A 25113-nucleotide genomic window follows, 5' to 3' on the forward strand; every position below is an offset into this window, starting at 1 on the left:
CTATTCATCCTTTTCAAAAAAACGGACAGCATCTGCATAAAAATCTCTCTCAAGCATCAGAAAATCCCTGTCAGCCTGAGGAGCATTATTTCGCACGGCAATCTCCAGAAGGTTGTCATAATGAGCCATCCTGCGTTTCCACACGGGAACAGAATCAGCTCCGGCCAGCATGTTCTCACATCCCGGATTGCAGGACGCTGACTGAACAACCGCCTTAAACTCGCAGTCATGGCCATTCATGCAATAAAAACCGTTTCCAAGAGATACCAGTTTTTGCCCGCCTCGTTTAGCCATGCTCATCGCTTTTTTCAGTGTAGGAAACGTCATCTGATGTAAGTGCCCACCTCTCTGGGACATCAGTAACTTCCCGCCTTCGCCATAAAGCAGGCCTTCATGCTGATAAGAAACAGCCCTGGAAGCTGAGAGTTCGGTATCAACCCTCTCAATCTCGGCAGCGAATGCCTGAGGGATCGCCCGGCTAAAATGCGAAGCGTTGAGTGCACCGGACATATACCACTCCGTCATGCCTCTGATTAAGTGCTTAAACTGCCGGATAAGATCATTAGTAGAAATCAGATCAAGACGCCTGAGGTGTACAGCAAGTGAACGGCGAAACTGATGGGTTCGCAATGGCCAGAAAGCCCCCTCCCGAATCTCCATCGCAACGCGTTCATCATCACGTATGTTTGGATTTAAAAGCCTGAACTCATCAATATGGTCACGTCGGATGAACAGATGGTGTCTTTTCACAAATTTCTTTGCCCACTCAGTCTGGCGCTGCGTCCCCATAAAAGAGAGTTTTTGCTCCGAGAACCACGACCTGATATTTAAAGACAATGGAACATTGTCCAGCGTCTTCCCGTCCAGGCCTGTCATGATTTGATTAATTCTGCGTAAATGCTGAAAAGGCTTTTCCACATAGCGACAAACAACCCAGTCTTCGTGACTTCCACCTTCCGGGGCGAACTTATGCAACACCGAACGAAGTCCCAGGATATCACCATCATAAATCAGTGAACCGTGCATCACGCCAAGCACTTCGCTGTGTCTCATCCCCGACATGGCCTGTATCACATTCATGACTTTTAACGTCAGCTCAAAATGCCAGGTGTTCAGCTTTATGTGATCAACGCCAATAAAATCAGATCTCCAGCGCTTATTTTTATGTACCGAGAACCAGCCCTGCATCCCGGGGCCAAGTGTCGCGAAAAGCGCCCGAATTTCCCCGGCAACAATATTGTAGTAATACGCGGCCCGGTAATCCGGTATGCTTTTTGCTGTCCCTCTTTTACGGGCTTCCAGCATCGACGTATAGTAAGGCGAATCATAAAAACCGTTTATGATAGCGCACAGCCGGGAAAACCCGTCAAAATCGAAATCACTGATTTCAGCATCCAGTTCAGTAATCAGCCCTTCCCAGACAGACATCATAAGACTGAAAGGCATACAATATGTCTGGTTTGAATCATCCACACTGTTGTAACTGTCGAAGCTAATATCAGGAAAGTAACCGTATTTTCGAAGACGGGTATGACCTGTCAGCGAGATATCCGCCAGGTCCATAAAGTAATTACGTAATGTTCTTTCAGAACGCTTCCTGCCGTGCTCATCCTCCTCCTTCATCTTTACAATGAAAGCATTCCGGACAAGCGTAAGCGTCGTCTCAGCACCGTCTGGCAGATCCTGAAATTCCTGAGAGGATAATGGACACCAAATATGGTGGACGCTATCCATGAAATCATTAACCGCAGTGCGTAAAAAAAGCCCTAATTATCCCGTTGAGTTCAAAATCAAAATGGTTGAACTCTCGCATCGACCAGAGATCTCCGTAGCGCAACTCGCTCGTGAGCATGGGATCAACGATAATTTGCTGTTTAAGTGGCGCCAGTACTGGCGCGAAGGAAAACTACGTCCTCCTTCAACAACAGAAAACAACGTGCCTGAGCTGCTCCCGATAACACTTGATGCCGAAGATGTTGTCCCTGCAACCTCCCCCCGGTCACAACCTGTAGCTGCTGCGGCACCTGAATCACTCAATATCAGCTGTGAAGTGACGTTCCGGCACGGATCACTCCGTCTGAATGGTGCCATCAGCGAAAATATCCTGAACCTGCTGATACGGGAGCTCAAACGTTGATCCCATTACCATCAGGGACAAAGATCTGGCTGGTCGCTGGCATCACCGATATGAGAAACGGCTTCAACGGCCTGGCGGCAAAGGTGCAGACGACGCTGAAAGACGATCCGATGTCAGGTCACGTTTTTATCTTCCGTGGGCGTAATGGCAGTCAGGTAAAGCTCCTCTGGTCTACCGGCGATGGACTGTGTCTGCTGACCAAACGGCTGGAGCGCGGCCGCTTCGCCTGGCCGTCAGCCCGGGATGGCAAAGTGTTCCTCACACAGGCACAGCTGGCGATGCTCCTTGAAGGTATCGACTGGCGGCAGCCTAAAAGACTGCTTACGTCACTGACTATGTTGTAGGCCTCTTTATCCTGGTCGACGCTGAATGAGCCTGGTAATATACCCGGTATGAACAGCTTACTTCCTGACGATATCGATGAACTGAAACGTCTCCTTGCCGAACAGGAGGCGCTGAACCGTGCCCTTCTGGAAAAGCTGAACGAGCGTGAACGCGAAATAGATCACCTGCAGGCGCAACTGGATAAGCTGCGCCGGATGAACTTCGGCAGCCGCTCCGAAAAAGTCTCCCGCCGTATCGCGAAGATGGAAGCCGACCTTAAGCAGTTGCAGAAAGAAAGCGATACCCTTACCGGCCGGGTGGATGACCCGGCCGTGCAGCGCCCGCTGCGGCAGACCCGTACCCGCAAACCGTTCCCTGAATCACTTCCCCGTGACGAAAAACGGCTGCTGCCGGCAGCGTCATGCTGCCCGGAATGTGGTGGTGCGCTGAGTTACCTGGGTGAAGATGCCGCCGAACAGCTGGAGCTGATGCGCAGCGCCTTCCGGGTTATCCGGACAGTACGTGAAAAGCATGCCTGTACTCAGTGCGATGCCATCGTGCAGGCCCCCGCGCCTTCACGGCCCATCGAGCGGGGTATCGCAGGACCGGGGCTGCTGGCCCGCGTGCTGAGTTCAAAGTATGCAGAGCACACCCCGCTGTACCGCCAGTCTGAAATATACGGCCGCCAGGGTGTGGAGCTGAGCCGCTCACTGCTGTCGGGCTGGGTGGATGCGTGTTGCCGGCTACTGTCACCGCTGGAAGGGGCGCTTCAGGACTATGTGCTGACTGACGGTAAGCTCCATGCTGATGACACGCCTGTCCCGGTGCTGTTGCCAGGTAATAAGAAAACGAAGACCGGGCGGTTGTGGACGTACGTTCGTGACGACCGTAACGCCGGGTCAGAGCTGGCGCCGGCAGTGTGGTTCGCTTACAGCCCGGACAGAAAAGGTATCCACCCGCAGAGCCATCTCGCTGGCTTCAGCGGTGTTCTGCAGGCGGATGCGTACGCCGGGTTCAACGAACTGTACCGCAATGGACAGATAACGGAAGCTGCCTGCTGGGCTCATGCCCGCCGCAAGATCCACGATGTGCACGTTCGCACCCCGTCAGCGCTGACGGAGGAAGCCCTGAAACGGATCGGTGAGTTATATGCCATCGAGGCGGAAATAAGGGGGATGCCGGCGAAGCGACGCCTTGCAGAACGTCAGCAAAAAGCTAAACCGCGGCTGAAATCCCTGGAAAGCTGGCTGCGTGAAAAGGTGAAAACGCTGTCGCGACACTCAGAACTGGCGAAAGCGTTCACGTACGTACTGAACCAGTGGCCGGCGCTGGCTTACTATACTGACGACGGCTGGGCCGAGGCAGATAACAACATAGCTGAGAATGCGCTACGGATGGTCAGCCTGGGCCGCAAAAACTACCTGTTCTTCGGTTCGGATCATGGAGGAGAGCGGGGAGCGCTGCTGTACAGCCTGATCGGGACATGCAAACTGAACGGAGTGGAGCCAGAAAGCTACCTTCGCCATGTGCTTGATGTTATAGCTGACTGGCCGATAAACCGGGTCAGCGAACTGCTCCCCTGGCGCGTAGCATTGCCAAATGAATAACACATCCCCGTCAATACGGTTCTCGCTGCACGCTTACGGACAAGCGGAAAACGAAGCTGAAACAGACTGCGATACCCCATAGACTCAATAATACGGGCTCCCGCCACAATGTTTGCACATTTCCGGATCAGGGACTGCGTCTTCGCGGTCCTGCCGACAATCCAGAGCAGGCTGGCTGAGATGATTTTGGCTTCAAGACGCAGTTCAGGATCCCGTATGCCTGAAAAATTAACGGTTCTTAACGTTTCACCAATATGGGTTCTGACATAGCGATTGGTCCAGACATCATCCCTGAAATAAATATTCAGCGTCTCCTCATTGATAAAACGCATATCATGTTCATCTGAGCTGGCGATAACCAGGCAGTTATTCAGACGTTCAAAGCTTTTGTTTTCTAGTGCCTCACAGATGATATCCTCAGTCGGAAACTCATCCCCTGAACGAAGCGGCGTTCCGGCAGGAAACTCCGCCATTCGACTACGGCTTACCTCTTTTTTCTTCAAATCTGCCATACCGGAGCCACACCTTCTCGCTGAAGTTTAACGCGCGCTTTTTTCAGGATCGCCTCATCTACCAGCCCAAGCCGTAAATCAATCTTCAGGAGTAACGTTTCATAACGCTCCACAGCATTGACCGAACCGATGTACAACGGTTTTCCATACTCGATAGCATGCCTGAATGACAGCAGGAGCCATACAGACTCCAGCGTTTCCACAACGCAACTTTTTGAACATTCGACACAATGAGAAAAATCCGCACAAGCCTTTGGTGTCCGGCCAAATCGTTTTTGCTTTTTTATAAAGCGCAATTCAATATCTGTAGGCGGCTCCTGCGATCGACATCCCAGGCCATTCAATAAAAGATCCACACCCTCATCGCTTCCACGCAGATCGATCCCCAGCTCATCAGCAACTTTTACCCGCTCGGATAACGCACGTGTCGCAATCCCCTGATTCATAAGCGTATCAAGTGCAGCACTGAAGTTTTCCTTCGCCCCCTGTGGGTTACCTGCAGCATAATTCCGCCTGTAAGTGCCCCAGTTATGCTGTGCTTTTTCCGCCGTAATCAGACCATTCTTTAATGTTCTGTCCGTATACTGCTCAGACGTTTTGCGCAAGCCAGAAACGGTAATTGATGGAAGCGAGGGATTAAGCTGCCGCATCGTGGCCCACGCCCCCTCAGAGTTAGAAAATTTAGTCAGATGACTGGGATTAAGAGAATAAAGCTTACGGAATTTCACCTGCGGCTCACTCAGAAACAGCGCCTGTACCGGAGGGAAGTTATCTGCGGAAACCAGATAGTTAACGATGTCGTCCCTGAGCCTGATAAAAGACAGAAACCAGTAATAGCCCGCACGTTTGGTCACATACTCCGATTTACCTATCGTCAGACGTATATACTTATTCGCTCTCCCCTTATAAACATAATCAGTGCTGATACCCTTTTCATCCAGATGTATATCATCCCGCGTCAGACCCAGAACCTGAGAGGTGTTTCCCCATGTGTGGTAACAGAACAGAAAAAAAGAAGTAAGAAAGTAATTTTCCAGAACGTCCCTGATGATGATCTCTGCCCTGCTGACCCCGTTCTCTCCCGGATACCGGAAATACGCTTCATAAACAGGTGCCAGCAAAGACGGTGAGAAATGCCGCACCCCTTTTTCCGATTTAGCGATATGCTCCCGGATACATCCCGCAAGGAACTCATTCATGGATGACAACTGCCTCAGGATCTCGGAAAGTTCATTCCTGGTATAGCTATCCCTTCCCTGCTGCTGATACGTTCCTTTCGGTAAGAATTCATATTCATACCGCCTCTGAATCTGCCCGCCCGTAAGCAAAAACCGGTTGACCACGGACAAGTAGTGTCTTGCCATCCTGACTGAAATTTTTCGCCGACGAATATCGTTCATGAGATGTTTAATATACATTTCAACGCCTTCAGCCGTGCCATAGTCATACTGATTGACTGACTGCCATATAAAAAACATATTGAGATAACGGAAAATGGTTAACCTTCCGGCGGGACGGTAAGACAGAAGAAATCGTTTCAGAGAGGCAATAAAATCGCGTTTTTCAGGGCGGGCAAGATGCGAATGTTCACTAAACCATCCGGGGAGCAACACATAATCTGAAAAATGAGCCTGAAGATAAACGTCAAGTAAATAATATCGGTTCAGATCCCGCTGAGTGATGTGTCCGCTGACCGTCTCCCATGACAGCACATTTTCGGCCATCCACGTTATCTGCGTTTCACTCCGGCTCATATATGGCTCCATCGCGACCTGCAGCACCGTCAATCAATGCGTCCATGACCCCGGCGACTGCATCAGAAATCTGGTTTTGCTGAAGAAAGACGATGTATTTCATCGTCGTATTTTCGCTTTTATGGCCCATCCAGTATTTTACTGTACCCAGCGCATTTGCGGCCTGATCGGGATAGCAACTCAGTGCCGAGCGTAAAAAATGGGTCGCAAACGTTGCCCGCAAATCATGGGGTTTATGTCTGAACACATTTCCCGGAGCAGACCGGGCCAGGCGATGGCGAAAACTGTACCAGCGGGAGTAAAAGGCTTTTTCAGACATCCGTTTCCCGTTTGCCATTAAAAATAAAGGCTCGTGCCGCCCTTCCCCACCCTGTCGTGCACGCCATTTTTGGATCTTCTTTTCATACTCCTCATCCGCCAGATAATCCAGAACCTGCTCGTACAATCGTCTGGTGATGAAGAGTTCTCGCGTCATCCCAAACTTCGTATGAACTCCGCATCTCGGACCAATATGAAGCCCCCTGATGGTCAACTCAGATACAGGGACACTGGCAAGGTACTCTTCAGTAAAGAGTGACGACGGCAGGGTCAGCATTTCATCCAGCCGTAACCCACAATTTTTCATCAGCACAATCATTAAACTGAACAACCCGGACTCAGATTTCAGTGCCTCATCCAGGATATGAACCTCTGCATCATTCAGTGGGTTGATTGTCCTTTTTGTTGTGCTGGTTATCCTGATGGCAAGATCCGAACTTATCACCTTGCGTCGCCCGTCAACGACTTTTTCGACCAACGTAAAAAATGAGCTGGCAGCCAGCTCACCACACTTGCCCAGAAATACGTAAAACCGTCGGATAACGCTGATGTACACCGCCGCGGTGGATGAGGCGATGCGCCCCTGCCTTACGGCCCCCAGAAGATACTCCCTGAAGCCATATGTAGGGCTTTGGTATTTCAACGTTCCCGGGGTGAAAGGGTCAAGTCCGTTATCCTCCAGCCACCTTATCCAGCGTAAAAATGCCCGGGCTAAAGGCTTTAAATCCCTGGCCTGCAGGATAGCTTTATCCATAAGATAAAAGTGTACATATCGGCTCAGTTTTCGATTCTGGATGCCGCTAATATAAGGTATTTCAGCATACAGAAATCCGGGTTCAAATTTCAGTTTCGGCTCTGTTGCATCCAGTTTGCTGACACGCCCATAACGCGCATGAATGTTAGTGATTATCCTCACAGTCTGTCGCCCTGAAACGCCACCTCATGCCTACACTATAAATCCGGAAGAAGAAAAAACAAACAACCAGGTTGCCGGGAGTGAATATGCAAATCAGGAGGAAAGTAAAAGATGTAACGACACCATCACGATGCAATACATTGACCTCAACACGTTACCCGGACCATACGTGATAAACATCACAAATCCTTTGAGTGAAGAACTTAAGATGTGATTTTCATTTCCCGGCACAAACCGTGCCCTTAAAAAACAGGCAACGGATACATCTTAATGCCAGAAGTAAACCTTAATTGATTGAATACAGCCTGAGTCCATTGCAAAAATAACACACAGGGTAAATTCGCATATACAGAACCCAACGAAAAGCAAAAGAAACCTGTAACACATTTCGTTTACCTGTCACTTTCAATTGTAAAAGCCAGCAGAAAAAGCGCATATAACTATATTTATCCCTGCGGGGACTTTTGTTTGTGCTATATATTTTTTACAGAGAACCGCAACGCGTCCAAACACAAGAATATATTTACCTCTGGAAAATGGTCTGACTCCCTTTCACGTGGTTGTAGTGACCTGTTCTGTGATTCATGTAATGTCTTTTCTGGATGAGGAAAATATGTCATCACTGATATTTTATACAGACGAAGCACAAGCACTGATTGTAACAGATACCCTTGCCGTCACCGATAATGGGGAGCCGTTATCTTTTGTTTCCAAAGCAGGTTACATCCCCCAGCTAAGAACCATCATAGCAGGTACGGGGGCAGGTGGATTTTCTAACACCTGGTTGCTTGAAGCATCAACCAGAATGGTCGTATCAGGTATACAAAATCTCAATTATCATACATCGGCCTGTCTAAGGAGGCTGTGGAAACAATACAAGCATGACCATGCAATTCCCTCTTCTTCAACGGTGACAACCAGTGTTTATCAGTTCGCAATTTGCGAGGAAACAGGAAATATCGTTTCGTTCGCCTATCGCTCAGTCCATGATTTCGAATCAGAGCAATTACAATACGGAACAGGAGTAAAACCTGAGTGCCAAATCCTGGATGGGGATTTGTTGCAGACAATTCCTGTAATGATGAATGAACAAAGGGCTATACAGGCGACATACTCACACCCGGAACGGATCCATATTGGCGGTGAGATGATTGCGCATTATCTGACATCATCTATGTATCAATGCTTTAAGATTGGGGAATTTGAGGATTTCAGAACTCAGGGAGAGTATATATTGAGCAGGATTTAGGCAAAACGCGGTTCAGATAAAGTGCTTTTAACAGGCTTGCTGAACATTAAAAGGATATCTCTCAATTACGATGAATAGCTTGAATTCTAAAAATAGAAAAGTAGAGTTTAACTCTAAATACATAAAAACAAGAGTAAAGGAGCACCCGCCGAAGCAGCCGCGCATGATGTTGACCGAGAAGCGGATCATCTCGTACGCCGGAATACGGCTGTTGCCATATGACGGATGCGGCACACGCTTGTACGGCAGGGCAAAAACGCTGTCCATCTCTTCGGTAGAGAGCGGGATCGCCGGCGGGTTAACCCAGATATAACGCTCGCCGTGCTTTTGCATCAACGCGCGGGCACAGCCCGGGTTGGTTTCATGGTGCAAAATACGGGAGGCGTGTGCGTAGAGCACCTTGTCAGCTTTGACCTTCTCATATGACGGCAGCAGCACATAGGTCTTTTCCCACGGCTTCGGACGCGGCGGCTGCACCACCACGGCCTTTGCTTCCGCTTTCTTCGGCTCAACTGGTTTGTTATCCGCGCACGGCAGATCGTCACCGTACGGATGCGGGATAGGGTCGATTTTGCCCGGCATATCGATAATGCGGGAATCCACCCCGCTCCAGCCCGGCAGCGCCTCTTTCACCATGATCGCGGTGTTGCGCACGTCGCGGATCTCGCTGACCGCTTCACCCTGCGCCAGGCGATGCGCCACTTCCACCAGCGGACGCTCGCCGTTGCCGAAGATCAGCATGTCGGCTTTCGAATCCACCAGCACCGAACGGCGCACGGTGTCAGACCAGTAGTCGTAGTGCGCGGTGCGGCGCAGGCTCGCCTCGATGCCGCCCAGGATCACCGGCACGTCTTTCCATGCTTCTTTGCATCGCTGGGTGTAGACGAGGGTCGCGCGATCGGGACGTTTACCCGCCACGTTATCTGCCGTATAAGCGTCGTCATGGCGCAGCTTACGGTCCGCGGTATAGCGGTTGATCATCGAGTCCATGTTGCCCGCGGTCACGCCAAAGAACAGGTTAGGTTTACCCAGACGCATAAAGTCGTCTTTGCTGTTCCAGTCAGGCTGAGAAATAATCCCCACGCGGAAACCCTGAGCTTCCAGCATACGGCCGCAGATCGCCATGCCAAAGCTCGGGTGATCGACATACGCATCACCCGTCACCAGAATGATATCGCAGCTGTCCCAGCCCAGTTGATCCATCTCTTCCCGGGACATCGGCAGGAACGGCGCCGGTCCAAAGCAGGCTGCCCAGTACTGGGGCCAGGAGAAGAGGTCGCGATCCGGCTGGATCAGGGAAATTGCGCTCATAATGCTTCCGAAGAAAAAATAGACAAAAGGAGCGGGATTATACGCTGGTTTATCGGGGGAAATGAAGGGGTATTTATTGCCCGGTGACGCTACGCTTACCGGGCCTACGGGCCTGTAGGTCGGGTAAGGCGAAGCCGCCACCCGACTCGTTTTACGGTGCCGGATTCACCAGCATCTGCCCTACCGACCCCCTGTCCATCATCTCCAGCGTCTGGCTGTGGAACAGGAACGGGAAGTGCGGCCATGACGGCTGTCCATAGTAGACGAGCAGTTCTACCTGCCCATCCACCCAGACGGTATCTTTCCAGCCCCTGTCTTCCGGGAACGGCATCGCCCCGTTGACGTTGCGGATCAGGAATGACACCCCTTCAATATGGAACGACTGCGGCATCTCCGAGCGGACGGTCCAGCGCTCCCAGGTTCCCTGCTGGGCGGTGATATCAATACGATTTACGTCCCACAGCGCGCCGTTGATGCCCGGATCGTCGCCAAGGCTGATATCGCGACTGCGTACTGCCGGGCCGGTCACAATTTCCTGCGGCAGCAGGCGCATCGGCAGACTGTCGGTCACCAGCGGCAACAGGCCGGTCGGGCGCAGCGTCAGCACCAGCGTGGAGACCAGAACGCTCGACGGTTCAAAGAAGCCGCGAATGCGGTCAACAATGCTTGCCGCTTCGCCGCAGGTCACGGACACTTCATCCCCGTTGGTCATATCCACGAGGATTTCACGACGTTCGCCCGGCGCAAGCGCCAGCTGTTTCACCGACACCGGCGCAGGTAATAACCCCTGATCGCCTGAAATCACATGCAGGGCGCGGCCGTCGCTCATTTGCAGCAGGTAGCGGCGCGCGTTAGAGGCATTCAACAGACGCAGGCGCACCCAGCCTCGAGACACTTCGACATACGGGCTTTGCGCGCCGTTAACCAGCAGCGTATCGCCCACAAAGCCACCGCTGCCCGGCTCGCTGTACTCCGGCGTACCGAAGTTATCCAGACGCTTGTCCTGAATAATGATCGGGAAATCATCAACACCGTAGTGATTCGGGATCGGCAGCGTTTTACTGACCTCATCTTCAATCAGCCACATCCCGGCCAGGCCGTTATAGACCTGCTGGGCGGTGCGGTTCGGGGTGTTGGCGTGATACCACAATGTCGCCGCGCTCTGACGAATCGGGAGGACGGGCGCCCAGTCGGCATTCGGCGACATCATGCGCGCCGCGCCGCCCATCAGCGGCCCCGGCACCTGCAACCCACTGACGGTCATTGCGACATTTTCCGTCGTCCGGTTACTGTAGATGAGCTTGACGTCATCCCCATTCCACACGCGAATGGTCGGCCCGAGGTAGCGTCCGTTAATGCCCCATACCTGCGCGCGCGTTCCCTGGGTAAAGGACCAGTGGCTACGCTGAAGCGTGAGGAATAGCGGCTGTCCGCGACGGGATTCAATCAACGGCGGAATAGGCAGCGGCTGTTGCTGCCCGGCGGCGCTGGCTGTCCGCGGCATCGCACCCGCACAAAGGGCGATACCCGAAGCCTGAATAAACTGACGCCGACTGAGTGACATATAAGCTCCATCTGAAACGACTAACAACGCGGGAATTCGTTTTCCCTTGAACGAAACCGGGTTAAATCTTACCGGCGGCTTCTCGCTCTGCAACTTCTTTATCGAGCTGTGCAATGTGCTGAGCCATCAGCTCGCGGCAGTGCGTGGCCAGCTCGCGCACCTGGTCTTTACCGTATTTGGAGGTATCCACCGGCGGTAGCATTTCGACAATGACCAGTCCGTTTTTCAGACGGTTAAGATTAATCTTATTCGATGTATTGGAAACGCACACGGGAATAATTGGAACGCCTGCCGCAATTGCAGCATGAAACGCGCCGGTCTTGAACGGCAGCAGGCCGCGACCGCGGCTGCGCGTCCCTTCCGGGAACATCCAGATTGAGATCCGGCGCTTTTTAAACTGATCCACCACTTCCGCAATGGTGCCATGCGCTTTCGCACGGTTGTTGCGGTCAATCAGCAAGTTACCGGTGAGCCAGTACAGTTGGCCGAAAAGCGGGATCCACAGCAGGCTCTTTTTCCCGACGGTTACGGTCGGCGGAATAACAATATTTGAGGCCGTCACCATATCGTAGTTGTTTTGATGGTTAGCGATATAGATGGCGTTACCGAAATTCTCCGCCCCTTCAGGCAGACGCTTTTCAACCTTCAGGCCGAACAATGGCGCAAGGCGACCAAACATGTGCCCGAACGTCGCGACATGTTTTGGGTTACGCGGGCTGAACAGGCAATAAATCGATCCGAAAATACAGACCAGAATGCAGTAAATAACGGTAAGAATAAGACGAACAATGTATAGCATAGCGACCTCTGAAGCCCTGACAGCTGACAATTATACTTCACCTGTGGCCAGGTAAGGACTTTATTACGAGCGCGTATTGTTAATCGCAACGCACGAATTAACAACGTTTTTACGGGAAATTTTATGGTAATCCCCCTCCGGAAAGAGGGGGGATGAAACAGGTTACTCTTCGCTGTCGTCCGCTTTGCTGCGCGCCGGCGAGTCGATCTCCACGCGGTCGATGCGCTGCAGGCCACGCATCAGTGAGCCGCGACGTCCGCGCTCGCCAACCACCTTCTGCAACTCTTCCGGACGCAGTTTGATCTTACGTTTGCCGACATGAATGGTCAGCGTGCTCTGCGGCGGCAGCAGGAAGAGATGCGCCAGGCTATCTTCGCCTTTTGCCGCTTCCGCTGACGGGATACTGATGATCTTGTTGCCCTTCCCTTTCGACAGCTCCGGCAGATCGCTGACCGGGAACATCAGCATGCGTCCGGCAGCGGTGATCGCCAGCAGCATATCGCTTTCGTTCTCGATGATCAGCGGCGGCATGACGTGGGCGTTATCCGGCAGGCTGATCAGCGCTTTACCGGCGCGGTTACGCGATACCAGATCGTTAAAGGTGCAGATAAAGCCGTAGCCAGCATCAGACGCCATCAGCAGTTTTTGATCGTCGGCTTCCATCAGCATATGGTCAACCGTGGCGCCCGGCGGCAGCGTCAGCTTGCCGGTCAGCGGTTCGCCCTGCCCGCGCGCGGATGGCAGCGTGATCGGATCAATGGCGTAGCTGCGGCCCGTGGAGTCGATAAACGCCACCGGCTGGTTGCTCTTGCCCTTCACCGCCGCCTTGAAGCTGTCACCGGATTTGTAGCTCAGACCCGGCGCGTCGATATCGTGGCCTTTGGCGCTACGCACCCAGCCGCTCTGGGAAAGCACGATGGTCACCGGCTCGGACGGCAGCATGTCGTGCTCGTTCATCGCCTTCGCTTCTTCGCGCTCATGCAGCGGAGAACGACGGTCGTCGCCAAAGGCGTCGGCATCGGCCTGCAACTCTTTCTTCAGCAGGGTGTTCATCTTGCGCTCGGACGCCAGAATCGCCTGAAGCTGATCGCGCTCTTTTTCCAGCTCGTTCTGCTCGCCGCGGATCTTCATCTCTTCCAGCTTAGCGAGATGGCGCAGCTTCAGTTCGAGGATCGCTTCGGCCTGGGTTTCGCTGATGCCAAAGCGCGACATCAGGGCAGGCTTAGGTTCGTCCTCGGTACGAATGATCTCAATCACTTCGTCAATGTTGAGGAACGCCACCAGCAAACCTTCGAGGATATGCAGGCGCTTAAGCACTTTCTCCAGGCGATGGTTCAGACGGCGGCGCACCGTATCGCGGCGGAAGGCCAGCCATTCGGTGAGGATCTCCAGCAGGTTTTTCACCGCCGGGCGACCGTCCAGACCAATCATGTTCAGGTTGATGCGGTAGCTTTTTTCCAGATCGGTAGTGGCGAACAGGTGGTTCATCACCTGCTCCATATCCACGCGGTTAGAGCGCGGCACGATCACCAGACGGGTCGGGTTTTCGTGGTCCGATTCGTCACGCAGGTCGTCCACCATCGGCAGCTTTTTATTGCGCATCTGGGAGGCAATCTGCTCCAGCACCTTCGCGCCGGAGACCTGGTGCGGCAGCGCGGTGATCACCACGGCGCCATCCTCTTTGGTCCATACCGCGCGCATGCGCACGGAGCCGCGGCCGTTCTGGTAGATTTTACGGATTTCCGCACGCGAGGTGATGATCTCGGCTTCGGTCGGATAGTCCGGCCCCTGCACGATATCCAGCAGATCGTCCAGCGAGGTTTTTGGCTGCTCAATCAGGGTGATGGCGGCTTTCGCCACTTCACGCAGGTTGTGCGGCGGAATGTCCGTCGCCATGCCCACGGCGATACCGGTCGTGCCGTTCAGCAGGATGTTCGGCAGACGCGCAGGCAGCATTTTCGGCTCCTGCATCGTACCGTCGAAGTTTGGTACCCAGTCGACCGTACCCTGCCCCAGCTCGCCCAACAGCACTTCGGCATATTTAGACAGGCGGGATTCGGTATAACGCATCGCCGCGAAGGATTTCGGATCGTCCGGCGCCCCCCAGTTCCCCTGGCCATCCACCAGCGGATAGCGGTAAGAGAACGGCTGGGCCATCAGCACCATCGCTTCATAGCAGGCGCTGTCACCGTGCGGATGGTATTTCCCCAGCACGTCACCGACGGTACGGGCGGATTTCTTGAACTTGGCGGTCGCATTCAGCCCCAGTTCGGACATCGCATAGACGATGCGGCGCTGAACGGGCTTCAGGCCATCCCCGATAAACGGCAACGCCCTGTCCATGATGACGTACATGGAGTAGTTCAGGTAGGCGTTTTCCGTGAATTCATGTAGCGCGAGGCGCTCTGCCATATCGCTCATTACGTGTGATTCCTCAACTCAGAAACCGATGGGTTTCAGGCAATATTGCCGCAGATACTACCTCATCTGGCGAGTTGAGTCACAAAGAAAAAGGGCCGCATAAACGGCCCTTTCCGGGTTATTTGTTCAGCTTGATAACCTGCTTCACGTCGATTTCAAACTCGTTCCAGTCTTTATCGATTTTACCCTGGAGTTCGACTTTATCCTGTGGCGTCACCGTCACGCCGTTCCAGCGCTTGTGGTCGATCTCCACCACCACCGTGCCGCTTTCATCGCGGAAGGTGTAACGGTCATCGGACAGGCGCTCGGTAATATTACCGCGCAGCTTCACCCAGCTGTCGTCCTTCATATCTTTGACTTTAGCCGCGGTAGTGAGGTTGGCGTTATTATCGACAAAGCCACCCTGCTGGGTTTGCGTCTGGGTCTGTGTCGCAGATGGGCCAGAGAAGCCACCCTGTGCAGCAAAAACAGGGGCAGTGGTCATCATCATAATGGCAGCAATTGCAGCGTATTTTTTCATCTTAATCTCTCCCTTTAATGTCGTTTCACAATCCATTAAACAGGGTAAACCTTAACAACTTCTTAAGGGGAAAATTTATTTATTTTTACTGTACAGCAGGCGCTTGCAGAAGGTTTACTGACGGCATCAAGGAGGAAATATGCGCATTTTACTGGTAGAAGACGACAAGCTCATCGGCGATGGCATCAAAGCGGGCTTAAGCAAAATGGGCTTTAACGTGGACTGGTTTACCGACGGTAAAACCGGGCAGGCGGCCCTGTACACCGCGCCGTACGATGCCGTGGTGCTGGACCTGACGCTGCCGGAAATCGACGGGCTTGAGATCCTGCGCGCCTGGCGCGAAAGCGGTAAGAGCGAACCGGTGCTGATCCTCACCGCGCGGGATGCGCTGAATCAGCGCGTCGAAGGGTTACGCCTGGGGGCGGATGATTACCTGTGTAAGCCGTTCGCGCTGATTGAAGTGGCAGCCCGCCTCGAAGCGCTGGTGCGCCGCAGCCACGGGCAGGCGCGCAGCGAGCTGCGTCACGGCAAGGTCACGCTCGATCCGGCAAGTCTCGTCGCCACGCTGGAGGGCGAAACGCTGGTGCTCAAACCCAAAGAGTTCGCCCTGCTGGAACTGCTGATGCGCAACGCGGGCCGCGTGCTGCCGCGCAAGGCCATCGAAGAGAAACTCTACAACTGGGATGATGACGTCTCCAGCAACGCCGTCGAAGTCCACGTTCATCATTTACGCCGCAAGCTCGGCAGCGAATTTATCCGCACCGTGCACGGCATCGGTTATACCCTGGGTGACGCATGAAACTGACCCAACGCCTGAGCCTGAAGCTGCGCCTGACGCTCCTCTTTTTGCTGCTGTCCCTGGCGGCCTGGTTTGCCGCAAGCGTGGTGGCCTGGCACCAGACGACCGACAAGCTCGATAAGCTGTTCGATACCCAGCAGATGCTGTTTGCCAAACGGCTGCTGACGATGGACGTGGACGAACTCCGCGCCCCGGAACGCATGCGCGAGGTGCCGAAAAAAGCCAAACACGGCCATCTTGACGACGATGCGCTGGCCTTCGCAATCTTCACCGCAGACGGCAGCATGGTGCTTAACGACGGTGAGAACGGGCGTGACATACCTTATCACTACCGCCGGGACGGATTTGATGACGGTCGGTTGCAGGATGACAACGACGAATGGCGTTTCCTGTGGCTGACCTCCCCGGACGGGAAATACCGCGTGGTGGTTGGCCAGGAGTGGGAGTACCGACAAGATATGGCGCTGGACGTGGTCAGCTCGCAGCTGACGCCGTGGCTGGTGGCGCTGCCCGTAATGCTGATGTTGCTGATTGTCCTGCTGAGCCGGGAACTGAAACCGCTGAAAAACCTGGCGCAGACCCTGCGTTCACGCTCGCCGGATGCGACCGATACGCTGCCCACCCACGGCGTGCCGACGGAGGTTCGCCCGCTGCTTGATGCGCTTAACCATCTTTTCGCCCGTACGCAGGAGATGATGGCCCGCGAGCGCCGCTTCACCTCGGATGCCGCTCATGAGTTGCGCAGCCCGCTTGCCGCGCTGAAGGTGCAAACCGACGTGGCGCAGCTTTCCCTTGACGATCCCGGGGCGCAGTCTAAAGCGCTGGGGCAATTGCATGCGGGCATCGACCGCGCCTCCCGACTGGTGGACCAGCTTCTCACCCTGTCGCGCCTGGATTCACTGGATAATCTTGATGACGTCGAACCCGTGATGATGGCCGATTTGCTGCAATCCGCAGTGCTGGATATCTGGCATCCGGCGCAGCAGGCGGGCATTGATATTCGGCTCAACGTCAACGCGCCCGAGGTGATGCGTCACGGACAGCCGCTATTGCTGAGCCTGCTGGCGCGTAACCTGCTGGACAACGCCGTTCGTTACAGCCCGCGCGGCAGCGTGGTGGACGTGACGCTGAACACCCAAAGCTTTACCGTGCGCGACAACGGCCCGGGCATTTCACCCGATGCGCTGGCGCGTCTCGGCGAGCGCTTTTATCGTCCACCGGGCCAGGACGCCACCGGCAGCGGTCTGGGGTTGTCTATCGTGAAGCGCATCGCGGCGTTACACGGGATGCGCGTCTCGCTGGGCAATGCGCCTGAAGGGGGCTTTGAGGTGACCGTCAGCTGGTAGCCATTATTGCGATGAGCGCAAAAGACTTTGCACATTTTGCTTATTTTTCCGCTCCGTCCTCGCGCGTAGAATACCTGGCATACTCTCAGCATCGAGGACAAATAATGAGCAACATTCTGATTATCAACGGCGCGAAAGAATTTGCGCACTCTAAAGGCCAGCTCAATGACACCCTGACCGAGGTCGCGGATGGTTTCCTGCGCGACGCCGGACATGATGTTAAGGTTGTGCGCGCGGACAGCGATTACGACGTGAAGGCCGAAGTGCAGAACTTCCTGTGGGCCGACGTGGTTATCTGGCAGATGCCGGGCTGGTGGATGGGCGCACCGTGGACCGTGAAAAAATACATGGACGATGTGTTTACCGAAGGTCACGGTTCGCTGTATGCCAGCGACGGCCGCACCCGCTCAGACGCGTCTAAAACATACGGTTCCGGCGGCCTGTTGCAGGGCAAGAAATACATGCTCTCCCTGACCTGGAATGCCCCGCTTGAAGCGTTCACCGAGCAAGATCAGTTCTTTGAAGGCGTAGGCGTAGACGGCGCGTATCTGCCATTCCACAAGGCGAATCAGTTCCTGGCTATGGAGCCGCTGCCGACCTTTATCGTCAATGACGTAATTAAAATGCCGGACGTCCCACGCTATATCGCAGAATATCGCAAGCATCTCGCGGAAATTTTTGCTTAACTGGTAGCCTGGAATTAGAAGGAGTTAATTATGCTTACCGTTATTGCTGAAATCCGTACGCGTCCTGGCCAACATCACCGCCAGGCGGTGCTGGATGAGTTCGCAAAGATCATCCCGACCGTACTGAAAGAAGAAGGCTGCCACGGCTACGCGCCAATGGTGGACGCCGCCACCAGCGCAAGCTTCCAGGCGACCGCGCCAGACTCGATCATCATGGTTGAGCAGTGGGAAACCGTCGCGCACCTTGAAGCGCATTTGCAGACCGCGCATATGAAAGCGTGGAGCGACGCGGTGAAAGGGGACGTTCTGGAAACCCATATTCGTATTCTGGAGCAAGGGGTCTAAGTTCTGTGAAATTTGCCGGGTAGCACTGCGTTTATCCGGCCTACAACTTCCCTCCCAGGCCCGGTAAGCGTTAACGCCACCGGGCTTTTTTTATCACCTTAACACTCAACTGCTATGCTTATTCTGACTTCATGTTAAACAGGAGGATGGAATGGGTCTTTTTAATTTCGTAAAAGAAGCAGGCGAAAAGCTGTGGGACAATCTGACCGATCATAAGGGTCAGAGCGACAAAATCACCGAGCACCTCAAGAAACTCAACATTCCCGGTTCCGATAAGGTTCAGGTTGACGTCACCGACGGCAAAGCCAGCGTGACGGGCGACGGGCTGACGCAGGAGCAGAAAGAAAAAATCCAGGTCGCCGTCGGCAACATCGCAGGCGTCAGCGAGGTGGAGAACAACATCACCGCGACAGATGCCAAAGATGAAGCTACTTACTATACGGTGAAATCCGGCGATACCCTGAGCGCGATCTCTAAAACCGTGTACGGCGATGCTAACCAGTACAACAAGATTTTTGAGGCTAACCGCCCTATGCTCTCCAGCCCCGATAAAATCTATCCCGGCCAGACGCTGCGTATTCCTAAAGCATAACGTCTAAAACAGTCGGTTCACGTCGCGCAGAGGAACAGAATGAAAATAGCTTGTCTTGGCTGGGGTTCGTTAATCTGGAAAAGCGGCGCGTTACCGGTAGCCGGTGAGTGGCAGACCGACGGGCCTTCTTTGCCCGTCGAGTTCTGTCGGGTCAGCGATGGCGGTGAACTGGCGACCGCCATCTGTATGAATGCCCCTGCCGTGCCGGTGCTTTGGGCATGGCTGGAGGCCACAACGTTGAGCGTGGCCTGCCGCGCTTTGCGTGAGCGCGAAGCCATTCCCGAGGATCGCTGCGATGGCATTGGCTCGCTGCTAATCACCGGACGCGACACGGGTATCCTGTCAACATGGGCCAGGGAGAAAGGTATTGAAGCGATCATCTGGACCGGGCTCCCGCCGAGAAGCGCGTCACAGGAAGGCAGGGTTCCTGCCGTGGACGAAGCCATCGCTTATCTCGACGGCCTCAGCGGAGAGACCCGCAGCCATGCGCGGGACTATATTTGCCGCGTGCCTGCCCAGCTTGATACGCCCTACCGGCGCGTCATTAAAGACGTGCTTGGATGGTAATCCCCCGGCCAGTTACCAGTACAGTTTCCAGCTCCGGGTGAAACGCACCAGCGCCTCAACGTAGAAGTAATCTCCCCAGCTTGCGCACTCATCCACGCCTTTGTTGCTCCCGAGGTGGTAAACCGAGTGTTTAAGCAGCCCGTTGCCCTTTTCTTCTCTCCCCATCAGATAGTGTTTCGTCAGTGACGACATAATGCCTTTAGCCCATTCCATATAGCGCTCGCGATCCGGATCCGTGACCGGCAGGTGTTTCACCAGCTCCAGCAGCCCACATACCGCAATCGCCGCCGAGGAAGAGTCACGCAGCGCGTCGGTGCCCACCAGCGCCAGATCCCAGTGGCAGACGTAGTCGTCGGGCAGGCGATTGAGGAAGTAGTTCGCCAGCCGTTTTGACAGGGCGATCATCTTCTCGTCGCCGGTATAGATATAGCTCAGCAGGAAGCCGTAAATTCCCCACGCCTGCCCGCGTGACCAGCAGGAGTCGTCGGCGTAGCCCTGCTGGGTGTTGCCGTAGCGCGGTGCGCCGGTTGTCACATCCATATAGTAGGTGTGGAAGGTGGAGGCATCGTCACGAATGAGGTACGTCGCCGCCTGCATGACGTGCGCTTTTGCGGCGTCGGCAAAGCGCGGATCGCCCGTCTGCTCCGTTGCCCAGTAGAGCAGCGGCAGGTTCATGTTGCAGTCGATGATCATCCGCCCGGCCTGGTCCGGATCGGAGAGATCGCCCCACGCCTGGATGATCTTCGCCTTCTCGTGGAAGCGTTCCAGCAGAGCTTCCGCCGCCAGCAGCGAGAAGCCGCGCGCCTCGCGATTTCCGGTCAGCCGCCACGCGGCTACGCAGGAGAGCGTGTAGAGGAAGCCTAAATCGTGGGTGTTGGTGTCGTTGCGCCCGGCGATGCGCAGGCCAAACGAGCGCACGTGTTTTTCCGCCATCGCACGGAATTTTTCCTCGCCGCTCATCTCCCACGCCAGCCACAGCTGCCCGGTCCAGAAGCTGGTGGTCCACTCCACGTTGTCAGTCAGCGGATAAAAACCGTTCTGGCAGGTTTCCGCCGGGAATTTGTCGCCGAACTCCGTTAAATGACGGCTAATCAGGTCCAGAACGTGGCTGCGCGCCGAATTCAGTTCATCGCTGAATGCGCGGGAGTCAACGGGCGCAGCGATAACAGGCAGACGTTCTTCTTTGATACGACTTAACATATTTCGGTTCCTTCTTTGACGGCGTAATTTATCGTGTTGACGTTTCTGCTACGTTCAGCGCACGAGCCCCGCGCCATTTGCTCTGACAGGCGGATAACGTAAAAGCAGAAATAAGGGTAAAGGTCAGCGCCGTTGCGCCCATGATGATATAGGTGTGCTCAAAGCCAATACGGTCATACATATAGCCGGCAGGGGAAGAGACCACCACGTTGCCAACGTAGAGCATTGCCTGATAGCCGAGTAAATACATGGTGGCATTGACGCGCTTGTCGAAATGCTCGGCGATATATTTAAATACCGACACCAGCAGGAGACAAATTTCCAGACCGTACAGCGGCTTAAGCACTGAAATTAACAGGTGAGAATCACACATGCCGGAAATAATCAGACGCGCCCCGACCACCAGCCCGACAATTAATAGCCCGCGTTTGGCGCCAATAAAGTTCACAAACAGCGGGACCACCATATACATGACAAATTCCATGCCCGACTGCACGGTCCCGAGATAACCGAATACCGCGTTGCCCTCATGAATATCATCGAAGAAGGTGACGAAATAGCGCGAGAACTGTTGCTCGGCGATAAACATCATCCACGCCACGCCCGCCACGTACAGGCAGAAGGCCCAGAATTTGCGGTTTCGCAGCAGGGCGTAAACGTCTGACGGGGCGATTTTCTCTTTCGTCAGCACCTCGCCCGCGTGAATGGAGTTAGTGTTCACTTTCAGGCTCAGCAGGACGATCAGCATCACCACCGACGCCACGCTGCCGAGAATAAAGTTATACGCCGGTGAGAGGTTAAACAGCAGGCCGGAGAAGGACGATGCCACCGCCCAGCCGAGCGAACCCCACATGCGAATTTGCCCGAACTCCATGCCGTTTAAGCGGCTAAAGCGGTCGGAATACGATTCGCACGCCGCCACACCCGCGTACCAGGCAAAGCTTAAATAGAGCGCACCGATAATAATCCCCAGCAGGGTATTAGACATTAACAGCGGCTGGTATACGTAAATAAAGAACGGCGCCATCAGGGCCGACATGATCACCACAAAATAGAGCAGGTATTTGCTCATGCCGATCTTATCGAGAATATAGCCGTAGATCGGTTTAAGAATAACGGAGAATATCCCGTTCACCGCAAAAACGGTTCCAATCACCGAGCCGCTGAGATTGGCTTTCTGGCCAAGCCAGATCGCCAGCAGTCCAATACTGGCAGACCAGGTAAAGAAATAGAGAAAGATAAAGCTACTGATTTTGTAATATTCAGTTCTGTTAGTTGTCGATGTGCTTTTCATATCATCCTCGCCGACGTGTAGGGCCAGATTTTTATAATGTGAACGACAGCTTACGTTCGCTTCCGGGTTCGCTAATGACGACCCGGCTATGGGTTATATTCAGCTGCGGCGTCGCCGCAACGGGCTGTTTTCCGCCAGCCAGAACGGCGCAACAGAGCCAGCTTTCCCCTTGCGGGAGGTCGGCCTTTAACAACGGAATGGAAGCGCACTCCGCAAACATAATGCTGCTGTTCGGCGGCGTGACGATGCTGTCTGGCTGGCGGTGAATGACCGGCGAAAGATCGACAATGACGCTGCTGCCGTTTTCAGCCATCAGATAACAACCGCGATCGCGCACCTGGTGGGCGGTTTTCATCACCGCAAAGCCGCCCTCGACGGTTTGCAGAGTGCGCGCGCTGTTGATACGGTGCAGGCGCAGGTGCCACTCCCCGAACGGGATCTGCCAGGTCGCAATCTGCACGTCGCGCCACGGCGACCAGCGCGAGAAAATGTAATGTTCATCCACCCGAACCTCTTCGCACTCGCGACGACCGCGGAAATAGTCATCTTCGTCCGCCAGCAGCAGCATGGAATCGCAGGCGGCATGCTTCAGGCCAAAACGCCCGCGCTCAATGGTGAATCCGAAGCGGCTGGAGTAGGCAAATTTGGTGTATTTCGCTTCGGTGTTAACGTAGTTATTCAGCTCCAGCTGACCAGCCGTGAGCATGACGACGTGCTGCGAAGCTTTCGAATGCATCAGGATCTGCTGCGCATGCGGGATCACATGTTTTTCAGCAAGCGCGGGCAGCGGTTGTTCTTCCGCCTGCCAGAACGGGTGTGCTTCCGGCAGCGCCAGGATCAGATAGGTTTTCAGCGCCCAGTACGGTGAACCGGGGGAGTTGTAATCCTCGCACATCGCCAGGTTCGGATACGCAAACCCCAGGGTAAGAATACCGTCGCGATCGACAATCGACTGCTGCTGCCACCAGCGCAGATGCCGCAGCACAATGCCCTTCAAGATACCCGGGGTGAAGACGTCCAGCTGAGAAAAAGCCACCGCGCTCCAGAAGGCAACCATGGCAAAGCGGTAGGTCAGGCTGCGGCCAAACGGCACCGAGGCACCATCGGCGGCGGACCAGTAGATAAAGTCTTCCGCGAACAGACGCGAGCGCTCGCGCAGCACCTTCGCCCTCGCCTCGTCGTCACTCAGGGTGGCGTAAATCAGGCCGTAAAAATGGAAAGCCATGGAGATGTAATAGTCTTTCGGGCGGCCGGGACCGTCGGAGTACCAGCCGTCGCCGAGATAGTAGGCATCCATCAGCGCAAAGCGGTGGTCAATGGCGGCCTGATCGTACGGCAGGCCGGCGCGCTTAAAGCCGAGCTGGACCATAATGGCAAAATAGTTCCAGTTGCTGTCCGGCATCTGCGCGTCGGTGATTTGGTTGAGCCACGCGTGCAGGTTCATCACCTCGCGCCCGGTAAAGTGCGCGGTGAGTTTATCTCCCAGCAGAGCGAGCCCCAGACCGTAGGCCGCCATCTCTACCAGACGCTGATCGTACGGGCCGGTTTCACCCCAGTAGCCGGTGCTTTGCGGGTCGGTACCAAGCTTAATGGCAGTAAGGTACTTCTCGCTGAACGGCGTGCTTTCGCCGGATGCCATCAGCGGAAACAGCCCCCACAGCGCGCGGGAAAGTCCCTCCATCTGCGCAATATCCGCTGTGTAATGGGCGCAGGTATCACCCAGCGAGAATCGTGAACGGTTCGCCGGAAATTGCGTGTCCAGCGCCTGTAAAAGTGCATTCAACGACGCCACTACATCCTGGCGTGAAGACAACGGATTTGATTTTTCTTTGTTTGCCGCCCACATCGGTTCGCCCTCGTAATCAACTGCGGCAAAGCATAGTGAATCCGCAAGGGGCAGAAATGTTAGCCGTGTCACAGGCATGAACGATGAATAAACCTCCAGTTGAGAAAATTTAAAAAGGTGGTTTATAAAGACGGTCAGACGGGAAAAAGTTGAGTTTTATTGCACTATGCGCGACACGCCGACATCCGATCTTCTGGAACTGATCGCCCTGAACGATACCGTGGCCTCGTTCAGCCGCCTGTTTGCCAATACCGTGCGCTACCATCACTGGCACCAGTGTCTGGAGATCCTCTATGTGGAAGAGGGCTTTGGCGTGGCGATTGTCGATAATCGTCACTACACCATGCGCCCCGGACGGCTGTTTTTCTTCCCGCCTTTTACGCTGCACAAGGTCATGGTGGACGAACAGGCGGAGGCAATTTACCGCCGCACCATTATTCATCTCGACCAGCACGCGGTGCTGAAGATCCTGCGGGATTTTCCCCAGACCCGGCAGCGTCTGGAGCGGCTGTCACGCCGTGGCGGCGAAGCGTGGGTCGCCGATTTAGCTCACTTCCATCACCATATCGACCATCTGTTTAGCTGCTATAAACCGCCGATGAACGGCGAGATCATCGCCAGCCTGCTGATCGGCCTGTTCGCGATGCTGCCCGACGATCGCGACGGCGAGCCGGGAAACAGCCAGGGGATCGCCAGCCAGGTGATGTTTTGGCTCGACGAGCATTATCAGGAGAAATTTCGTCTGGATGCGCTGGCCAATGAGCTGGGAAAATCCCGCAGCTACGTATCGCGAAAATTCCATGCGGAAACGGGCGAAAAAATTCACGACTACCTGAATACGCTAAGGTTGCGTAAGGCGTGTGAGTGTTTACTCCACACTGATTCGAGCGTGCGTGACATTGCCGCACAGACGGGTTTTTCCGACGTGACGTGGTTTATCAGCGCGTTTAAAAAAGGGATTGGCGAGACGCCGCTGCAGTACAGGAAGAACCATCGTGCGGTTTGA

Annotated in this window: 22 protein-coding genes and 1 pseudogene; 11 read left to right on the forward strand and 12 right to left on the reverse strand. The window is 54.4% G+C overall.

Features of this window, described 5'->3' with window-relative positions; all coding sequences use genetic code 11:
- Entirely contained in the window at positions 1-1734 is a 1734-nt protein-coding gene (locus ACQG11_RS05440; protein ID WP_426728227.1) for a hypothetical protein, read from the reverse strand.
- Between ACQG11_RS05440 and tnpA the strand changes: the two genes are divergently transcribed.
- From tnpA to ACQG11_RS05455, 3 genes are read left to right on the forward strand one after another with little or no spacing between them, the layout of a single operon-like run.
- Positions 1733-2137 (forward strand): IS66-like element accessory protein TnpA, encoded by a 405-nt coding sequence (gene tnpA, locus ACQG11_RS05445; protein ID WP_003031976.1) that lies wholly within the window; start codon positions 1733-1735, stop codon positions 2135-2137. The two genes, ACQG11_RS05440 and tnpA, sit on opposite strands and share 2 nt — an antisense overlap.
- Positions 2134-2481, forward strand: coding sequence for an IS66 family insertion sequence element accessory protein TnpB (gene tnpB, locus ACQG11_RS05450; RefSeq protein ID WP_001774233.1), 348 nt, complete (start codon positions 2134-2136; stop codon positions 2479-2481). Before tnpA ends, tnpB begins: the two co-directional genes overlap by 4 nt.
- Positions 2482-2529: 48 nt before the next feature.
- Entirely contained in the window at positions 2530-4068 is a 1539-nt protein-coding gene (locus tag ACQG11_RS05455) for an IS66-like element ISKpn24 family transposase (RefSeq protein ID WP_048213845.1), read from the forward strand.
- On the opposite strand, the gene ACQG11_RS05460 is transcribed toward ACQG11_RS05455, so the two are convergent.
- The 3 genes from ACQG11_RS05460 to ACQG11_RS05470 are packed head-to-tail and all read right to left on the reverse strand — an operon-like array spanning position 3975 to position 7568.
- Complete coding sequence (locus ACQG11_RS05460) at positions 3975-4580, reverse strand: hypothetical protein (RefSeq protein WP_426728228.1); 606 nt, start codon at positions 4578-4580, stop codon at positions 3975-3977. The two genes, ACQG11_RS05455 and ACQG11_RS05460, sit on opposite strands and share 94 nt — an antisense overlap.
- The gene (locus tag ACQG11_RS05465) at positions 4568-6334 is read right to left on the reverse strand and encodes a hypothetical protein (protein WP_032607906.1); all 1767 of its coding nucleotides are present in this window, start codon (positions 6332-6334) and stop codon (positions 4568-4570) included. The genes ACQG11_RS05460 and ACQG11_RS05465 overlap by 13 nt, the downstream gene beginning before the upstream one ends.
- A complete protein-coding gene (locus tag ACQG11_RS05470) occupies positions 6321-7568 on the reverse strand; it encodes a tyrosine-type recombinase/integrase (protein WP_007897923.1) in 1248 nt (415 codons plus the stop codon). Before ACQG11_RS05470 ends, ACQG11_RS05465 begins: the two co-directional genes overlap by 14 nt.
- Before the next feature lie 613 nt (positions 7569-8181).
- On the opposite strand from ACQG11_RS05470, the gene ACQG11_RS05475 reads away from it, so the two are divergent.
- The gene (locus ACQG11_RS05475) at positions 8182-8817 is read left to right on the forward strand and encodes a hypothetical protein (protein ID WP_023279901.1); all 636 of its coding nucleotides are present in this window, start codon (positions 8182-8184) and stop codon (positions 8815-8817) included.
- A gap of 135 nt (positions 8818-8952) precedes the next feature.
- Here the strand turns inward: ACQG11_RS05475 and ACQG11_RS05480 are convergent.
- From ACQG11_RS05480 to ACQG11_RS05500, 5 genes and pseudogenes are all read right to left on the reverse strand, one after another.
- Positions 8953-10128: pseudogene (locus ACQG11_RS05480) on the reverse strand (YgiQ family radical SAM protein); the annotation flags it as partial.
- A gap of 151 nt (positions 10129-10279) precedes the next feature.
- Positions 10280-11692 carry a cell division protein FtsP gene (gene ftsP / locus ACQG11_RS05485; RefSeq protein WP_426728229.1) on the reverse strand — a complete coding sequence of 471 codons (1413 nt, stop codon included), beginning with the start codon at positions 11690-11692 and terminating at the stop codon, positions 10280-10282.
- Between the two features lie 61 nt (positions 11693-11753).
- Complete coding sequence (gene plsC, locus ACQG11_RS05490) at positions 11754-12491, reverse strand: 1-acylglycerol-3-phosphate O-acyltransferase (RefSeq protein WP_022649406.1); 738 nt, start codon at positions 12489-12491, stop codon at positions 11754-11756.
- Between the two features lie 162 nt (positions 12492-12653).
- Complete coding sequence (gene parC, locus ACQG11_RS05495) at positions 12654-14912, reverse strand: DNA topoisomerase IV subunit A (protein WP_023298608.1); 2259 nt, start codon at positions 14910-14912, stop codon at positions 12654-12656.
- A gap of 118 nt (positions 14913-15030) precedes the next feature.
- The gene (locus tag ACQG11_RS05500; RefSeq protein ID WP_022649408.1) at positions 15031-15432 is read right to left on the reverse strand and encodes a YgiW/YdeI family stress tolerance OB fold protein; all 402 of its coding nucleotides are present in this window, start codon (positions 15430-15432) and stop codon (positions 15031-15033) included.
- Positions 15433-15571: 139 nt separating this feature from the next.
- Between ACQG11_RS05500 and qseB the strand changes: the two genes are divergently transcribed.
- The 6 genes from qseB to ACQG11_RS05530 all read left to right on the forward strand — a co-directional run bounded on the left by qseB (position 15572) and on the right by ACQG11_RS05530 (position 19767).
- A complete protein-coding gene (gene qseB / locus ACQG11_RS05505; protein ID WP_022649409.1) occupies positions 15572-16231 on the forward strand; it encodes a quorum sensing response regulator transcription factor QseB in 660 nt (219 codons plus the stop codon).
- On the forward strand, positions 16228-17577 hold the full coding sequence (qseC, locus tag ACQG11_RS05510) for a quorum sensing histidine kinase QseC (RefSeq protein WP_157506663.1): 1350 nt from the start codon (positions 16228-16230) through the stop codon (positions 17575-17577). Before qseB ends, qseC begins: the two co-directional genes overlap by 4 nt.
- A 104-nt stretch (positions 17578-17681) precedes the next feature.
- Entirely contained in the window at positions 17682-18263 is a 582-nt protein-coding gene (locus ACQG11_RS05515; protein ID WP_426728230.1) for an NAD(P)H-dependent oxidoreductase, read from the forward strand.
- A gap of 30 nt (positions 18264-18293) precedes the next feature.
- Positions 18294-18608, forward strand: a complete 315-nt coding sequence (locus ACQG11_RS05520) for a putative quinol monooxygenase (protein WP_003862506.1) — start codon at positions 18294-18296, stop codon at positions 18606-18608.
- 151 nt (positions 18609-18759) lie between these two features.
- Positions 18760-19200: a peptidoglycan-binding protein LysM gene (gene lysM / locus ACQG11_RS05525; RefSeq protein WP_022649412.1), complete on the forward strand. Its 441-nt coding sequence runs from the start codon at positions 18760-18762 to the stop codon at positions 19198-19200.
- A 39-nt stretch (positions 19201-19239) separates the two neighbouring features.
- Positions 19240-19767 (forward strand): hypothetical protein, encoded by a 528-nt coding sequence (locus tag ACQG11_RS05530; RefSeq protein WP_048966582.1) that lies wholly within the window; start codon positions 19240-19242, stop codon positions 19765-19767.
- 12 nt (positions 19768-19779) lie between these two features.
- Here ACQG11_RS05530 and ACQG11_RS05535 read toward each other — a convergent pair whose 3' ends face one another.
- From ACQG11_RS05535 to ACQG11_RS05545, 3 genes are read right to left on the reverse strand one after another with little or no spacing between them, the layout of a single operon-like run.
- On the reverse strand, positions 19780-20967 hold the full coding sequence (locus tag ACQG11_RS05535) for a glycoside hydrolase family 88 protein (protein ID WP_426728231.1): 1188 nt from the start codon (positions 20965-20967) through the stop codon (positions 19780-19782).
- Between the two features lie 28 nt (positions 20968-20995).
- A complete protein-coding gene (locus ACQG11_RS05540) occupies positions 20996-22261 on the reverse strand; it encodes an oligosaccharide MFS transporter (RefSeq protein WP_022649415.1) in 1266 nt (421 codons plus the stop codon).
- A gap of 31 nt (positions 22262-22292) precedes the next feature.
- The gene (locus ACQG11_RS05545) at positions 22293-24107 is read right to left on the reverse strand and encodes a DUF2264 domain-containing protein (RefSeq protein ID WP_426728232.1); all 1815 of its coding nucleotides are present in this window, start codon (positions 24105-24107) and stop codon (positions 22293-22295) included.
- A gap of 166 nt (positions 24108-24273) precedes the next feature.
- On the opposite strand from ACQG11_RS05545, the gene ACQG11_RS05550 reads away from it, so the two are divergent.
- Positions 24274-25113, forward strand: coding sequence for an AraC family transcriptional regulator (locus tag ACQG11_RS05550; protein ID WP_126291779.1), 840 nt, complete (start codon positions 24274-24276; stop codon positions 25111-25113).

This window comes from Enterobacter cloacae complex sp. 372C4, assembly GCF_050030615.1.
Classification (GTDB): Bacteria; Pseudomonadota; Gammaproteobacteria; order Enterobacterales; family Enterobacteriaceae; genus Enterobacter; species Enterobacter intestinihominis.

Excerpts from the sequence above, each read along its gene's own strand:
- tnpA (WP_003031976.1), top strand. The coding sequence starts at position 1,733 with ATGAAATCATTAACCGCAGTGCGTAAAAAAAGCCCTAATTATCCCGTT.
- ACQG11_RS05440 (WP_426728227.1), bottom strand. The coding sequence starts at position 1,734 with ATGGATAGCGTCCACCATATTTGGTGTCCATTATCCTCTCAGGAATTT.
- ACQG11_RS05455 (WP_048213845.1), top strand. The coding sequence starts at position 2,530 with ATGAACAGCTTACTTCCTGACGATATCGATGAACTGAAACGTCTCCTT.
- ACQG11_RS05460 (WP_426728228.1), bottom strand. The coding sequence starts at position 4,580 with ATGGCAGATTTGAAGAAAAAAGAGGTAAGCCGTAGTCGAATGGCGGAG.
- ACQG11_RS05465 (WP_032607906.1), bottom strand. The coding sequence starts at position 6,334 with ATGAGCCGGAGTGAAACGCAGATAACGTGGATGGCCGAAAATGTGCTG.
- ACQG11_RS05475 (WP_023279901.1), top strand. The coding sequence starts at position 8,182 with ATGTCATCACTGATATTTTATACAGACGAAGCACAAGCACTGATTGTA.
- ftsP (WP_426728229.1), bottom strand. The coding sequence starts at position 11,692 with ATGTCACTCAGTCGGCGTCAGTTTATTCAGGCTTCGGGTATCGCCCTT.
- plsC (WP_022649406.1), bottom strand. The coding sequence starts at position 12,491 with ATGCTATACATTGTTCGTCTTATTCTTACCGTTATTTACTGCATTCTG.
- parC (WP_023298608.1), bottom strand. The coding sequence starts at position 14,912 with ATGAGCGATATGGCAGAGCGCCTCGCGCTACATGAATTCACGGAAAAC.
- ACQG11_RS05500 (WP_022649408.1), bottom strand. The coding sequence starts at position 15,432 with ATGAAAAAATACGCTGCAATTGCTGCCATTATGATGATGACCACTGCC.
- qseB (WP_022649409.1), top strand. The coding sequence starts at position 15,572 with ATGCGCATTTTACTGGTAGAAGACGACAAGCTCATCGGCGATGGCATC.
- qseC (WP_157506663.1), top strand. The coding sequence starts at position 16,228 with ATGAAACTGACCCAACGCCTGAGCCTGAAGCTGCGCCTGACGCTCCTC.
- ACQG11_RS05515 (WP_426728230.1), top strand. The coding sequence starts at position 17,682 with ATGAGCAACATTCTGATTATCAACGGCGCGAAAGAATTTGCGCACTCT.
- ACQG11_RS05520 (WP_003862506.1), top strand. The coding sequence starts at position 18,294 with ATGCTTACCGTTATTGCTGAAATCCGTACGCGTCCTGGCCAACATCAC.
- lysM (WP_022649412.1), top strand. The coding sequence starts at position 18,760 with ATGGGTCTTTTTAATTTCGTAAAAGAAGCAGGCGAAAAGCTGTGGGAC.
- ACQG11_RS05530 (WP_048966582.1), top strand. The coding sequence starts at position 19,240 with ATGAAAATAGCTTGTCTTGGCTGGGGTTCGTTAATCTGGAAAAGCGGC.
- ACQG11_RS05535 (WP_426728231.1), bottom strand. The coding sequence starts at position 20,967 with ATGTTAAGTCGTATCAAAGAAGAACGTCTGCCTGTTATCGCTGCGCCC.
- ACQG11_RS05540 (WP_022649415.1), bottom strand. The coding sequence starts at position 22,261 with ATGAAAAGCACATCGACAACTAACAGAACTGAATATTACAAAATCAGT.
- ACQG11_RS05545 (WP_426728232.1), bottom strand. The coding sequence starts at position 24,107 with ATGTGGGCGGCAAACAAAGAAAAATCAAATCCGTTGTCTTCACGCCAG.
- ACQG11_RS05550 (WP_126291779.1), top strand. The coding sequence starts at position 24,274 with ATGCGCGACACGCCGACATCCGATCTTCTGGAACTGATCGCCCTGAAC.